This window comes from Parabacteroides sp. (assembly GCF_977054455.1).
The window spans coordinates 15,830-31,144 of the sequence record NZ_CDRTCT010000013.1; the positions used below are offsets into that span (position 1 = coordinate 15,830).

At 39.0% G+C, this 15,315-nt stretch carries 7 protein-coding genes; 6 read left to right on the plus strand and 1 reads right to left on the minus strand.

Annotated elements, in window-relative coordinates; genetic code table 11:
* Positions 1 to 71: 71 nt before the first annotated feature.
* Entirely contained in the window at positions 72 to 332 is a 261-nt protein-coding gene (locus ACW6QF_RS08010; RefSeq protein ID WP_456087418.1) for a hypothetical protein, read from the minus strand.
* A 751-nt stretch (positions 333 to 1,083) separates the two neighbouring features.
* Here ACW6QF_RS08010 and ACW6QF_RS08015 point away from each other — a divergent pair.
* The 6 genes from ACW6QF_RS08015 to ACW6QF_RS08040 all read left to right on the plus strand — a co-directional run bounded on the left by ACW6QF_RS08015 (position 1,084) and on the right by ACW6QF_RS08040 (position 15,283).
* Positions 1,084 to 4,215: a DUF6383 domain-containing protein gene (locus ACW6QF_RS08015; RefSeq protein ID WP_456087419.1), complete on the plus strand. Its 3,132-nt coding sequence runs from the start codon at positions 1,084 to 1,086 to the stop codon at positions 4,213 to 4,215.
* Between the two features lie 129 nt (positions 4,216 to 4,344).
* Entirely contained in the window at positions 4,345 to 7,398 is a 3,054-nt protein-coding gene (locus ACW6QF_RS08020; RefSeq protein ID WP_456087420.1) for a DUF6383 domain-containing protein, read from the plus strand.
* Positions 7,399 to 8,135: 737 nt separating this feature from the next.
* Positions 8,136 to 8,705, plus strand: coding sequence for an RNA polymerase sigma-70 factor (locus tag ACW6QF_RS08025; RefSeq protein WP_456087421.1), 570 nt, complete (start codon positions 8,136 to 8,138; stop codon positions 8,703 to 8,705).
* Positions 8,706 to 8,772: 67 nt separating this feature from the next.
* Positions 8,773 to 9,756: a FecR domain-containing protein gene (locus ACW6QF_RS08030; protein ID WP_456087422.1), complete on the plus strand. Its 984-nt coding sequence runs from the start codon at positions 8,773 to 8,775 to the stop codon at positions 9,754 to 9,756.
* A gap of 151 nt (positions 9,757 to 9,907) precedes the next feature.
* A complete protein-coding gene (locus ACW6QF_RS08035; RefSeq protein WP_456087423.1) occupies positions 9,908 to 13,357 on the plus strand; it encodes a TonB-dependent receptor in 3,450 nt (1,149 codons plus the stop codon).
* An 18-nt stretch (positions 13,358 to 13,375) separates the two neighbouring features.
* Complete coding sequence (locus tag ACW6QF_RS08040; RefSeq protein WP_456087424.1) at positions 13,376 to 15,283, plus strand: RagB/SusD family nutrient uptake outer membrane protein; 1,908 nt, start codon at positions 13,376 to 13,378, stop codon at positions 15,281 to 15,283.
* The last annotated feature ends 32 nt before the right edge of the window (positions 15,284 to 15,315 follow it).

A 15,315-nucleotide genomic window follows, 5' to 3' on the forward strand; every position in this document is an offset into this window, starting at 1 on the left:
ACCCCAGATGGGTTCAGATTCTATTTCGGGTAAAATTCCGGATCGTTTTGATTTGACTTTTTGCCGGCTTTTTACCGGAATTGGTAACGATTGAAAAAACGTCGTAGGCAGAAAATGAAAAAACGATGTCTCTTTGTAATCAGATAGGAGAAAGATCGGATATTGTGGAAAACCTGAACTCCCGGAGAATCGCCTGTAGTAAAAAAGTCGGGATATTCCCCGTATATCTCAAACCGATTCCGGGGCTTTTCCGCCACGACGACCGTCTTCGTTCCCTTAACGACCGTCTTCGTTGCCATCAAGACGGTCGTCATGTTATATACACCGCGCATCTCAGAGCCATTACGACCGTCTTCGTGACAAAAAACTGCGCACCTTAGCCGACAAAGCCCTTTTTACCCGCAAACAAGCCGGATTTCAGCCCTATTATTAAAGATTGTATATTGTTGTCAAGGAACCGGTATTTTACAATAAGCCCTCTGTCTTTATGAAATCCATACTGTTCCTGTTTTATAGATACGTGTCATTGCCGTTTTCGTCCAAAAGCTTCTTGTCGCGATTTGCATCCATTCAAAAAACCAAGCATCGGAGGCCCCCAAAAACAGGCAAAAAACCGCACTTTTTGCAGAAAGCCTGTTTTTTGCCGTTTTTGCCTTTTGTAAATGTTTGATTATTAATAGAATATGATTTGCATACTATGTACGCGCGTACCTATATTTATGGGTAAAAATGGCATGTTTTATGCTTTTAAGTGATTGTAGATAAGCGAGATAGATGAGGGAAGACAAAATGACGAAAAAAACGTACGTTTTTTTTAGTCATTTTTCAGCTACAAAAATACGCATACTTTTTAATCCTGCAATTCTTTCTACAAAGATTTTTCTTTTTCTATATTGTTTCTTATCAATTAGATAGCTTAACTTGTACAAAAATACACCTTTTCGGCACGAACCCTGAAGTAGCTCTCAAAAAATGACTAAAAAAAACGTACGTTTTCATTAGTCATTTTGGAGGGGCTGAACTCCCCGTACATATATATTCATTGCTTTTAGTGTAAATAGTATTAATATTAAATTTAGAATTATGAACAAAAGATTTTCTACTCTTTTGGCTACTCTTCTGGTAGCCGGTGGTTTGTCTTCTTCGGCTTGGGCGGATACTGCTGTTAAAGATTATAAAGCAGGTCCTGGTACTGTGGAAGATGGCGAATACACATTCCTTTGTGTTGGAGATGCTGATAATGTACTTTCAATTGGGGATGGAAATGTATTGACTAAGATTTCTGCTCCTTCCACAGGACTGTCTGCCGTTAATAAAGCTCTTTGGAAAGTTTCCGTTATCAAATCAACAAGTGTTGCAGGTGGTAATACTTACAAATTTCAGAACAAGGCAACGGGACAGTGGTTGGCTATTGATTTGAAAAGTGATAAAGCTGCTGGTAGTGCTAACTTTGTTACTTCTGACGGTAATGTGAAAGTAGGTGGTGCTAATTCTACTTGGGGATGGGATGCCACTAAAGGTTTGTATGCTGTAAAAGGTGACTCCATCTTTACTTTGACTGCAGATACAGATCCTAATACACAGTTCAATTTGACAGCTACCAAAGGCGAGACTCCGGGTGCAACTGCTGTTGTTATCGGTTATGATGCAAATTTGAAGGAGAATTTGAAACTTCCTCTTACTGCTGATGAATTTAATACACTTACAAAAGGTAAATTGTATTTCAAAGGAGGAAAGGATGTTTCTACTGGAAATGCTAATGTTTTGACTGCTAATACTTGGAAAGCTGTTGAAGAAGTGGCTGATGGTTCTGGTAGTTCAACTTCAGCTAATTATGTGAATTTGAAGAATGCTGCAGGTAAATACTTAGTTGTAGATACTGTTCTTTATACAGGGACTACTTATGATAGTGATCCTGCATTTAAGTTAAATGTGGATACTGTTTATAAAGAATCAACAGCTCCTACTGCAAATGATGTTAATAAAGCTGCAAAACAGAGATTTAAAGCGGCGTATGAATTCCAGCCTATTTATTGTGTATCTAAAGACTCTATCGTATTGTTGATTGCAAGTCATCCGACTTATAATGAAAATGGAAAACCTTCACAATGGAGTGATAGCCATACGAATTATGGCTCAAATAAAACAGGTCAGATTATTCTTCGTACTTTAGCAAATGCAACTATATTAACAGTTGAAGCTACTGATAATATAGTTGCTAGTCCTAAAGCTTACGTTGTAGAGCCCCTTATCCAGCCGACAGCCGGCAATATCGGCGGTACAGCTAAGATTGCTGCTGATAAGGTTTACTATGTTGCCAATATGGAGAAATATGTAGGTGACAAAGAAAATACTGCTTATGGCAAGTTCTATGATATAAACCGTCCGAACCAAGCTCATTACCTGAATGCTGGTCAGGCATTTAATGCAGGATCTCAGTTTGTCGTTGAAGCTACTCCGGGTGCTGACCATGGTAATTATACAATCAAACAGCGTTTCTATGATATGGTTGTTTGGGAAGGTGTTGCCGATTCAACTGCTGACGGTTCTATTGTTATTCTGCCGACTACGACAGCGCAAACTGCTCTTACAAAGATGGGTATTAATGTTGATCTGGCCGACACGATCAAATTGGTTGACGCAGGTCTTGAATACAAAGATGCTGTAGAATATGCTACATTCCACGCTTCTGATTTTGCGTTAAAAAACAAACAGTTCAAGATTCAGTCTGCTTCTCCACTATTGGGTTCTGACATGTTTATCCACATGAAGAAAGATAGCACATTGGCTTTACAGGATGGTGAAGTGTTGTATTCTTTCAAACATGTTGGTAATGTTCCGGTCAAGTCTGCATCAATCAAAGACGCTGTCGCTCCTTTGTCTGTAGAGGCTTATGAAATCTCAACTAAAGACGGCCAGTATCTGGTCTATGATGGTAAGAACTATCTGTTGACTGCTGATCCGGCTAAATATCTGATGACGGTTACATATAAGTATAATAATGATAAGTCAGAAACACTTACATTGACAAATACAGCCTTTATCTTTATTCCGACAGAAGCTGCTGATAAATATGTGGTTGCTCCGGTATTCCCGCGTGTGGAAATTGCAGGAGCAAGTAAATCTGTAGAAAAGAGATCTGTTACATTGAAATATTCGAATGTAAGCTGTAAGGTCGTTGTAGATGGTGACGTAATGAACCATGATGCTACTGAAACAAAAGATGTAACAGTCGCTTATTCAGGTGTTATCCATGATCTTAATCCTGGAGATGTTAAAGACAGAATGATCACTGTCAACACCAACACCGGTGACCTCGAAAACCGTATCCAGGGTACTGCAAAATATGACCTCTTCTATGTTGCTGAAGAAGACGATCCTCAGAGCCTGTTCTCTATGCCGAAGCATATCCAGATTGAAACAACAAACAACCAGTTCGTAACTGTAAATACAAAGAACGAAGCGTTGGTAGTTGCTGAAAATGCTTTGAAGGCTGCAAACTATACAGCTGAAGACTTCACATTCTGGTTAGATACTGCTGCTTACAACCGTAACGGCGAAACATTGGTTGCTCCTTCTTACTATGTAACAAGAGGTGTTGCTGCCGATACGACTACTAAGGTTGACGCTCACAGACTGTATATGTACAACGCTGCTGACTCTGCTGCAAAAGCAACAGTCAACAAAGAACAGTATCTGGCTTACGGTTCGACTCGCGTGATCTTCCGTGAAGCTTTGCGTTACGGTGCAGACTCTTTGATCGTTGCCGGTGACACATTGACATTGGATGGAAAAGCAACCGCTACAATCGCTAAACCGAAAGCCGGTGTTGCTAACTTCCGTTTCAATTTCCTGCAAGCTAAGGACGAAGCCGAAGGTGTTTACAACATCAAGAGCGGTGACAACTACTTGCGCAACCTGAACGGTGTATTGGTTATCGGTGACGCAGAAGAAGCTGTTATGGTAACAGTCAATGCAACAGATGCGCCTACAGCAAACGAAGGCGTTGAAGTTTCAGAAGTGAAGGTAATCGCTTCCGAAGGCTCAGTTCAGATCGTTGGTGCTCAGGGTAAGAAGGTTGTTGTAACCAACATTTTAGGTCAGGTGGTTGCCAACACGGTTATCGCATCCGACAACGCTGTAATCGCTGCTCCTCAGGGCGTAGTCGTAGTAGCTGTTGAAGGCGAAGAAGCTGTTAAAGCAATCGTTAAATAAGAATGAAGGGAACCTACATATTAAAGTAGATGCCTATGAGGGTGTGTCAGACTGAACGCTGACGCACTCTCATACCCGTTAAAAAATAAGTATTTCAACACTTAAGTATTAATATTAAATTTTAGAATTATGAACAAAAGATTTTCTACTCTTTTGGCTACCGCGTTGGTAGCTGGTAGTTTGTCGGCGTTTGCAGCAGATGCAACAATCAAAGGTCCTGGTACTGGCGAAAATGCTGTAAAAGACGGTGAACTGACCTATCTGTATGCTGGTACCGAAGATGATGCTGATGTTATCGTCCTGAATGCTGCTGGTGAACTGGAAAACAAAGCTGTTACAGAGTTAACGACATTAGCGACTGTAAATTCTGCCTTATGGAAAGTAACCGTTATCAAATCGACTTCTGTAGCAGGTGGCAACACTTACAAATTCCAGAACAAGGCAACAGGTAAGTGGTTGTCTGTGGATTTGAAAAGTAACACAAAAGCTGCTGAAGGCATTGCTACTTCTACAGGCAATGTAAAAGTAGGTGGTTCTAACTCTGTTTGGGGGTGGGATGACACGAAGGGTCTATATGCTGTAGTTGGTGATACGACTTTCTGTTTTAAGCCGGCTACAAATAATTACAATTTGTTGGCGACACATAAAGATAAAACTGTTGCTGGTAATGCTGTTTTTGGCTATACAGCTTTAGACAAAACGTTAGAACTTACTGCTGATGAATTCAATACCTTGACAAAAGGCAAATTGTATTTCAATGGTGGTAAAGATGTTTCAACAGGAAATACAAATGTTTTGACAGCTAATACTTGGAAAGCAGTTGAGGCTATTCAAAAAGGAACAAATAATGCAAACTTTGGAGGTAAAAGATTTAGCTTGAAGAATACTGCTAACAAATATCTGGTAGTTGATACTGTTTATTATGATGGAACAGACGATGCTCTGAAATTAACAGTTGATACTGTATATGCAAAAGATTATACAGCTGATCTATTAAAAGATGATCCAGCTAATAAAAGAGCGGCTAAGTCTTATAGATTCTCAGCAAATTGGAATGTAGCTAAAGATTCTCTTATTATCCTGATGGACGATGTTCCTGCTAAAAAGGCCACAACTGATGCTACCGGATCAGATTGGGCAGGAAATGTAGCAGAAGATAATGGTGCTGCAATTCCTTCTCAGATCGTTTTGCGTAATCTGGCAAATGCAACAGTGTTGACTACGGGTACAAAAGTTACAGAAGATAATAAAGATAATCGTCCTGCATATGAAATTCAGCCTCTTATCCAGGGTACTCCTTCTAACATGGGCGGTATCGCCATTATCACGCCTAATAAGGTTTACTATGTAGCTGATATGAGAGGTTATGCAGATGGTAAAGTTAATGCTAATAACGGTAAATTCTATGATTATAATACTGTTAATATGACTCATTACTTGGAAGCCGGACAAGCATTCAACTATCTTTCTCAGTTTGTTGTAACAGCAACTCCGGGAACAGATAAGGGTAATTATATTATTCAACAACGTGCTACAGGTGATGTTGTTTGGGCTGGCATTGCCGATTCTTTGGCAAATGGCAATATCGTAATTGCTACAGAAACTGGAGTCTCTGATACTATCAAGTTGGTTGATGCTAATATTGCTTATGCAGGTGCAACTCAGTATATAGGTTATCATGCTACCGACCATGCATTGAAGAACAAACAGTTCAAGATCCAGTCCGCTTCTCCGCTGTTGAGCGAAGAAATGTTTATCCATATGAAGAAGGACAGTTCAATGACTTTGAAAGCTGGCGAAGTTATGTATAACTTGGTTCGTTTGGATACTCGTGACTACAATGATGCAGCCATCAAAGATGCTGTAGATAAATTGGCTTGGGATGTTTATGCTATCAAGACTTCTAAAGGTGAATATCTGGTATTGGATAACAACGGAAATTACATTCTGACTGCTGATCCTGCTAAATATAATTTCACTGTAGGTTATAAATATACGGATGGAACAGTAAAGGATGCAGCTAAATCGTTTATTAGAACAGGCTTTGCCTTCATCCCGACTGATGCAGCAGATAAATATGTGATTATGCCGACATTCCCATGTGTGGAAGTTGGTGATCAGGGTAAGAAACTTGCTGAAGTACCTGTTTCTTGCTATTATTCAAATATCCCGAAAGAGGCTAAGGTGGCTTCTGGTAAAACAAACACTCTTACAAAGACTGCTATTACAGCTTCTTTGAAACAGAGTATGGCAACTGTAAACACCAATACAGGCGATTTGGAAAATGAAAAGATTGGTGCAGTTAAATACGACCTCTTCTACGTTGCCGAAGAAGATGATCCTCAGAGCCTGTTCACAATGCCGAAGCATATTCAGATGGAAACTACAAACAACCAGTTCGTAACCATAAATGCTAAGAACGAAGCGTTGGTAGTTGCCGAAAATGCATTGAAGGCTGCTAACTATACAACTGAAGACTTCACATTCTGGTTGGATACCGCCGCTTACAACCGCAACGGTGAAGTACTGGTTGCTCCTTCTTATTATGTGACGAGAGGGGTTGCCGCCGATACGACTGCAAAGGTTGAAGCCCACAGACTGTATATGTACAACGCTGCTGACTCTGCTAAGAATGCAACAGTTGACAAAGAACAATACACTGCTTATGAATCGACTCGCGTAATCTTCCGCGAAGCTCTGCGCTACGGTGCAGATTCTCTGGTTGTTGCCGGTGATACATTAACATTGGACGGTAAAGCTCCGAAGACATCTCCGATTGCTAAGCCGAAAGCTGGTGTTAACAACTTCCGTTTCAATTTCTTGCAGGCAAAAGATGAAGCTGCCGGTGTTTATAACATCAAGTGTGGCGACGATTACCTGCGTAACTTGAACGGTGTATTGGTAATCGGTAAGTTGGCCGAAGCCGTTAAGGTAACAGTGAATGCAGCTGAAGCTCCTACTGCAAATGAAGGCGTGGAAGTTGCCGGAGTGAAAGTGATCGCCGGCGAAGGCTCGGTTCAGATCGCAGGTGCTCAGGGTAAGAAGGTTGTAATCTCTAACATCCTCGGCCAGGTAGTTGCCAATATGGTTATTGCTTCCGACAACGCTGTTATTGCTGCTCCTCAGGGCGTAGTTGTTGTAGCCGTTGAAGGAGAAGATGCCGTAAAAGCTATCGTTAAATAAGAATGGCATTTAGTGGGAGCGAGGTTCGCCTCATCCCTATTAAATATTTTATAATCAAATAATCTACCACGTGTCCGGTTCTTTCGAACTGTTCAAGTAGCCCGTGACGGGTGAACAAGTGGTACATTAATACTAAAGTAAAATAAAAAGTTCATCTGCATTCCCCCTGTGAAGGACGATTGCAGACAAAAAACAAGCTCCGGTAACACAATGCTACCGGAGCTTCGTTGATATTGTAGAATTCTTGAAATTCATCATGGTAATACTAAAAGATCGTTCTTCCCTTAATTCAAAAAGATATTGCATCAAATTGGAGAAAGAAGTCATGCCTCCTTTTGCTTATTTCAACCGTGGTTGATTCAACCGCTGTTGCAAAAATAATGAATAAAACATTACAATGTAACTTTTTTCGAAGAATCGGTTCATTAGGGAATTTTCTGGAAATTTAAATTACTTGTTTAACCAATAACTATTACTATATTTGCATTGTGCAAATAGCACAATTGCGTTGTTTAACTGATTCTTTCAGAAAAAATCTGGAAAATTTATAGAAGAAGAATGAGTTAACGTATCTCGCATCGTATTTGTAAATATGGTGTGGGAGTATGTTGCTTATTTACTTCTACGGTTTTCCAGAGCCTTTCTGATAGATAAGTCACAGCTCTCACACTTCATATATAATTTAAAGATTAGAGTTTGGAGATCGAGAAGCTCGTGATTTAATTCACATTAAAAAGATGCAGGTTGAAAGGAAAATATTATCCGACCATTTTGAAGAAATATATGTCTCTTGGTTTTCCCGGATGAAATATTTCGCGCTGGAATATGTCGTGTCAGAAGAAGACGCAGAAAATATCGTCCAGGACGTATTTACCGAACTGTGGGAAAAGAAAGAGATCTTGGCTTATGATGTGAATCTGGTCGCCCTGCTTTTTACCTCGATCAAGAACCGTTGTATCGACCTGTTGCGCCACCGTATTGTTGTGAAGGAAGCTGTCAACCTGATGCAGGAAGAGTATCAGGCTACTTTGCGGATGAAACTTGCCTCTCTGGAATTATTCGATCAGTCCCTGCTCTCCGAGCAGGATATCGAACGGATCATTACCGAAGTGATAGACTCTCTGCCTGAAAAATGCCGGGAAATTTTTATCAAAAGCAAAATAGAGGGTAAAAAGCAGAAAGACATAGCAGTTGAACTGAATATTTCACTTAAAACCGTTGAAAACCAAATGGCTATCGCCTATAAGAAAATTAAAAGCGAATTGAAGGACTATCTTCCTTTATTACTGTTTTTACTCGTGAATTAAAAAAATCCGTTTATCCTTTGGGGGTTTTGGTTTCCTGATCCGTTTATTAAGAACAAAAGCGGAAAATATGAACGAACGGATACATAAATACTTTTATGAAGAACTTTCTACAGAAGAGCGACTATCCCTGCTGCGCGATGTCGAGGCGGACGAAGAACTCAAAATAGAATTTGCAGAATATCAAAATCTATATGCCTTGTTGAACTTAGGACATCAGGTACAGGATAAAGCAATCGGCAAACAAAAATACGACCGCTTTATTTTGCAAAAGCAACACACCGTGATGTGGAAGCGTTGGACACGCCGGATCGGGTATGCCGCTGCTATTCTGGCATTAGTCGTTTCAACAAGTGTATTGACATATTGGTACGCACAGCCTGAACAAACGGAGTTTTTATCGGAGAATGTGATGAACACTTTGTACACTCCTGCCGGACAGCGGGCACAACTGGTTTTGCAGGACGGAACGGAAGTCTGGTTGAATGCGAAGTCGAAGTTGATCTATCCGGCCCGTTTCACCGGTGATAAAAGGAATGTTACGATCGAAGGGGAAGCCTTCTTCAAAGTGGCGAAAGATCCTTCCCGTCCTTTTATCGTTTCCACGCATGATGTCGACATGAAAGTTTTAGGTACTCAGTTTAACGTGTGCAGCTACCCGGCGACCGGCTATGTGCAAACCAGCTTGCTGGAAGGTTCCGTTCGCGTTTTTTTCCGGGAAAGGGAGTCTGACGGAATCACTTTGGAACCGGATCAGCAGGTGACCGTCTCAAACGGGAAGATGAGGGTGGAACCGATTCGCCTGAAAGATCATTTTTTATGGCGTGACGGTATATATGCCTTTGAGAACGAACCTTTGATCAATATTCTGGAAAAGATGGAACTTTACTATGACGTAAAGATCGTAGTAAAAGATACATCCTTGTTTAAAGATACTTATACGGGGAAATTCAGGCAGCGCGACAGCCTCGACGATGTTTTCCGCGTATTGCAGCAAATCCGTAAATTCAAAGTAGAGAAAGACGCGGAGCGGAACATAGTGACCTTAAAATAACAACATGTCAAACATAAAAACGTATAGCCTATGATGAAAGAACAGTAGAAAAGAAAACAAAAGCGGCAGAAGCTACCAACAACTGCCGCCGGAGTTAAAGCAAACACAAGTCGTAATTTTTTAGTATTCACTTTAAATTTAGAACAAAGATATGAAAAGAAAAACTTTGTTACAGTCCTTTATTGTGCATAATAACCGCATTAAAGATTTTTTTAGAATTATGAGAATATCACTTTTCCTTTTGTTTGTTTGTGTGTGTCAGTTAATGGCAGAAGAGGCTGGTGCGCAAAATATTGAGATCAAGATCAGCCAGAATAGTATGACTATTAAACAACTGGTCAAAGAAATCGAGGCACAGACCGACTATCTGGTTGTGTTTCGGGATCAGGATGTGGATGTCAATAAGACTGTGTCTTTTCGAAAGAAATCTGCAAAGATATCTGATTATTTGGAGCAGGTAGCTGAGAGTACCGGAATTGGGTATCGATTTGATCATGATTATATTACGTTGGTTTCTAAAAAAATGTCTGTCAATCAGGATAAAAAAATGATTTCTGGTAGGATTGTTGACTCGGCAGGTGAACCGATTATAGGTGCGAATCTGGTTGAAAAAGGTACAGCTAATGGTTCGATAACAGATGTTGATGGAAACTTTTCTATACAGGTCTCTGATAAAGCGGTTTTAGTAGTATCATATATTGGTTATTTATCACAGGAAATAAAAATAAAAGATCAGCGTTCTATACGTGTAGTGTTAATTGAAGATACACAAGCTCTGGAAGAAGTTGTCGTAATTGGTTATGGAACAGCAAAACGTCGTGACTTAACAGGTGCTATAGCAAGTGTAAAAGCAGAAAAAATGGAAGTAGAGGCCCCTCGCGATATTACAGATCTTATGCGTGGAACGGCTGCAGGTTTAAATGTCGGTATGTCTACATCGGCAAAAGGAGATTTAACTCCTCAAATACGTGGTGTTAATACTTTGACGGCAGGTTCAAGCCCGACAATAGTTGTGGATGGAGTTATTTATTATGGTTCTTTATCTGACATAAATACGAATGATGTTGCAAGTATTGATGTTTTGAAGGATGCAAGTTCTGCTGCTGTTTACGGTTCACAAGCGGCTAATGGAGTTATTGTAATTACAACAAAAAAAGGTAAAGGTAAAGAGGATGGTTCTGCGTCTGTCACATTTAATGCGAATGTGGGTTTTGTTCAATCAGCCAATCAAATGCCGATTTTAGATGGTAAAGGATATTTAAAATATAGACAGGATTATAATATTGGAAATAGTTCAAGTGACTATTTAGCCCAATATCCTGAAATTTATACAAATCCTTTTGAGTTGGATGGTACAGGTGTTAATCCTTTAGACTGGTACAATTATAATCAAAAAACGCCTGTCTCATCTGTATCGGATGAAGAAATGACGCGTGCATGGCTTTCTAGATTGCAACTTTATACTCCAGAAATTGACAACTATATAGCGGGAATAGAGACAAATTGGGCTGATCTTGTTCTTCATAAAGGTTTACAGCAGGATTATACGGTAAGTGTATCTAATCGAACAGATAAGGTAAACTATCATTGGTCGTTGGGCTATGTAGATCGGAAAGGTATAATAGTTGGAGATGATTATAAAAACCTTCGTACTCGATTGAATCTTGATTCTAAAATAACAAGTTTCCTAACGGTAGGAATGAATGCTAATTTTGCTATTAGGGATGAAAGCTCACAACCGGTAACTTGGGAAGCAATGGCAAAAAATTCACCTTACGCATCAAATAATTTAGATAACTCTGAAAGTTTGTATCGCTATTATGTGGCAGGTGATAATTCGACAACAAACCCTTTGTATGCGCGTGAATATAGGGATCAAACGAAAAAATATTATTCATTGAATGCAAATTTATATGCGAAAATACAGTTACCTTTTGGAATAGAATATCAGATGAATTATACTCCTTATTTACAGTGGTACCATAAATTCTATCATCAATCAGCAGATAGTGAAGTTGAGACTCAAGGTGGAACCTCTGAACGTCAACATGACATTAAGTCACATTGGACAGTTGATAACATAGTCCGTTGGAAAAAAGAGTTTAATAATGAGCATAATTTAGAATTGACTTTATTAGCTAATGCAGAGAAAAAAGAAACTTGGTCAACTATTGCATCAACTTATGATTTTAATCCAAGTGATGTTTTAGGACATCATAATCTGGCTTCTGGTTTGAATCCTACGAATCAAAGTTCTGATACATATTGGACAGGGGATGCTTTAATGGCACGTGTTTTTTATTCTTTCCAAAATAAGTATATGTTGACAGCATCCGTTCGTAGAGATGGCTATTCGGCTTTTGGTGTTAATAATAAACGAGCAACGTTTCCATCCGTTGCACTTGGCTATGTTTTTACTTCTGAGAAATTTATGGAGGGAATAAATCATTGGCTAAATTATGGAAAATTACGCTTCTCTTGGGGGCAGAATGGAAATCGTGATATCGGTCAATATGCTGCACTGTCTAATATGAAAACAAATCCTTTGACTTATATCGGACCGGATGGAACTGTTTTCACCTCAACTTATATTTATGTAAATACAATGGCCAATAATAATTTACGGTGGGAACGGACAGAGTCTTATAATTTGGGATTGGATTTTTCTTTATTTAATGATATTATTGGTGGTTCATTAGAAGTTTATTCAGGAACGACGAAAGACTTGTTGGTTGAACGTTCTCTGCCAAGTATAACAGGCTTTGCAAATGTTACAGCAAACTTGGGAAAATTGAGAAATAAAGGGTTGGAGTTAACTTTGAATGCAAATATTTTCAAGCAGGATGATTTTGAATGGTCTGCATCTTCAACATTTTCTATGAATAGAAGAAAGATTGTTACCCTTTATGGAGACATGGAGAATGTATTGGATAACGAAGGTAATGTGATAGGAGAAAAAGAATCGGATGATCCGACGAATGGATGGTTTATCGGACAAGATCCAGATCGTATATGGGCTTATGAACGTTTAGGGGTATGGCAGTTGGGAGAAGAGGAACAAGCTGCGATTTATGGTTGTAAACCAGGGGATTTTAAATATAAGGATCAGAATGGAGATGGAGTTATGAATACCGAAGATAAAGTTTTTCAAGGATATAAAACGCCTCGTTACCGTTGGTCTATGAGGAATGATTTTACGATATATAAGAATTTTACTATTTCTTTTACAATGTATTCTTATTTTGGACATTATGGTGCGTTTAACGAAGCTGCAAATTATAATGGTGGATCTCCTTACAAATTTTCATCTTATGATTTACCACGTTGGACTAAAGATAATCCGACTAATGATTATGCAAGAATTAGTTCTTATAATGCCGGTACGAATTGGGTAAAAAAATCATTCTTGCGTTTGGATAATGTATCCGTTTCGTACAATTTGCCAAAATCTTTCTTACGGAAATTTGCTATTCAGAATATGAGATTGACGCTTACTGCTCGTAATGTTGCAGTTTTGTCTCCACATTGGACATTTTGGGATCCGGAAAATGGCAGTTTGTCTCCGAGATCTTTTAATTTAGGTATAAACTTTACTTTATAACTTTAAACAGAATAGATTATGGAAATTAATAGATATAAAACAAAACTTTTGGTTTGTGTTGCAGTTTCGTTTTTAGGATGTAGTGATGGTTGGTTGGATACAAAACCGTTATCAATTTATACTCCTGAAAATTCATATGTTGATGCTGCTGGGTTTGAATCTGCTTTGGGGGCATGTATGCGGAATATCGTGAGTGAGTTCTATGGAGATGCTGCTCCCATTATAACGGAAATGGTACAATCAGATATTTGCGTAGAGGGAACAACGAATAAATCAGGACCTCAACAAGATATGGATCAAGCTCTTTTGCCTAGTGCAAATTTGTCAAACATAAATACTACACGGGTCGGTTGGTTTTGGGAATATACATTCAATGTTGTGAAATATTGCAATACAGTTATTTCTAGAATTGATAATATCGAATGGGGAAAGAAAGAAGATCGGAATCATATATTGGGCACAGCTTTTTTTCATAGGGCTTATCGTTACTATAGAGCTGTGCATCAGTTTGGAAATGTCCCTTTTTTAGATGAGGAACTTACGGAGCCGAAGACTGATTTTTATTCGAGTGATAGGTGGAGTATTTTAGAACGTTTGTATTCTGATATGGAATTTGCTTATAAATGGGTTCGTGCCGAAACTGAACGTGGAAAAGTAAATAAAGATGCTTGTGGGGTATTATTGATGAAAATATGTATGAGTTTAGGTAAGTTTGATCGGGCAATTGAAATTGGAAATGAAATTGTCGCTAATCATCCGTTAATGACAGAACGTTTTACATCGAATAAAAGTAAACCTCGAACAAATCTGATGCATGACTTGCATAGTATAGAAGCAAAATTGGACATGAACAATACGGAAGGAATTTTTTATACTTCTTCTTATCCGGATGTTGTCGGTTCTGTTCAGATTTTTACGATGAGAAATGGAGTCCCTTCTTGGAATACCGGGGGGCAGGGAACAATAACACCTGATGGAAAAACGGGTACTGCCTGGAACGTTTCGGCTATTGCTGATGATATACGGGAAGATCCTGATTTGGATATTAATCGTGTGTATGGTCGCGGTACAGGTAAGGCGAGACCAACCAACTATTTTCAATATGAAATTTGGGGTGAAAAAGAAAAAAATGATTTAAGAGGAGTTTATAATCGTGACAGTTGGAGACGAACAGAAGATTTAAAATACAACAATCCAGATTTGAAGAAGTCTGGAAATCCTTGGTATAGAAAAAATCTACAGAAAAATGTGAACATCAGCGTGAATGACTCCATTATGTGCTGGTTTCAGTGGCCTCATTATAAAATATTTGTACCGGAAAAAGAAACGGTAACGCAATGGTATGGTGGTGAAACTCCTTGGTATATTTATCGATCAGCTGAAGTTTATTTGATGTTAGGAGAGTGTTATTATTGGAAAGATCAATATACTCAGGCTGCTGAAATGTTGAATGTCGTACGAACTCGTGCAGGTGCTGAGCCATTGACTGCTGCTGATATTAATATTGGAGAAATATTGAACGAACGAGCACGAGAGTTGTATTATGAAGAATTGCGTCATGTAGAGTTAGTGCGTATTGCATATACTTATGCGAAATTGGGTAAAACCTGTGAAGTGTTTAATCGTACGTATTCATTGGACAATTTTGCTGGTCCGGGGGGAACTGGAGCTAATGTGAAAGAAGCTGGAGTCAATTTTTGGTGGGATTGGGTGATGGCTAAAAATAATTTTTATAGAGAACATGTTACCACTTCATGGTACACTTATCAAATAAGTGTTCACCACGTTTTATGGCCGATTCCAGAAAATGCTATTGTCTCAAATGTGAATGGAGTGATTAATCAGAATATTGGTTATCCTGGGGCTGAGAACAATGTTGAATTATTGACAGTTGCTCCTGTTTCTCCTCAAATAGAAGGTTATTAATCATAAGCCATAGTGACTTCTTTATGAAAGGA

Excerpts from the sequence above, each read along its gene's own strand:
- ACW6QF_RS08010 (WP_456087418.1), bottom strand. The coding sequence starts at position 332 with ATGCGCGGTGTATATAACATGACGACCGTCTTGATGGCAACGAAGACG.
- ACW6QF_RS08015 (WP_456087419.1), top strand. The coding sequence starts at position 1,084 with ATGAACAAAAGATTTTCTACTCTTTTGGCTACTCTTCTGGTAGCCGGT.
- ACW6QF_RS08020 (WP_456087420.1), top strand. The coding sequence starts at position 4,345 with ATGAACAAAAGATTTTCTACTCTTTTGGCTACCGCGTTGGTAGCTGGT.
- ACW6QF_RS08025 (WP_456087421.1), top strand. The coding sequence starts at position 8,136 with ATGCAGGTTGAAAGGAAAATATTATCCGACCATTTTGAAGAAATATAT.
- ACW6QF_RS08030 (WP_456087422.1), top strand. The coding sequence starts at position 8,773 with ATGAACGAACGGATACATAAATACTTTTATGAAGAACTTTCTACAGAA.
- ACW6QF_RS08035 (WP_456087423.1), top strand. The coding sequence starts at position 9,908 with ATGAAAAGAAAAACTTTGTTACAGTCCTTTATTGTGCATAATAACCGC.
- ACW6QF_RS08040 (WP_456087424.1), top strand. The coding sequence starts at position 13,376 with ATGGAAATTAATAGATATAAAACAAAACTTTTGGTTTGTGTTGCAGTT.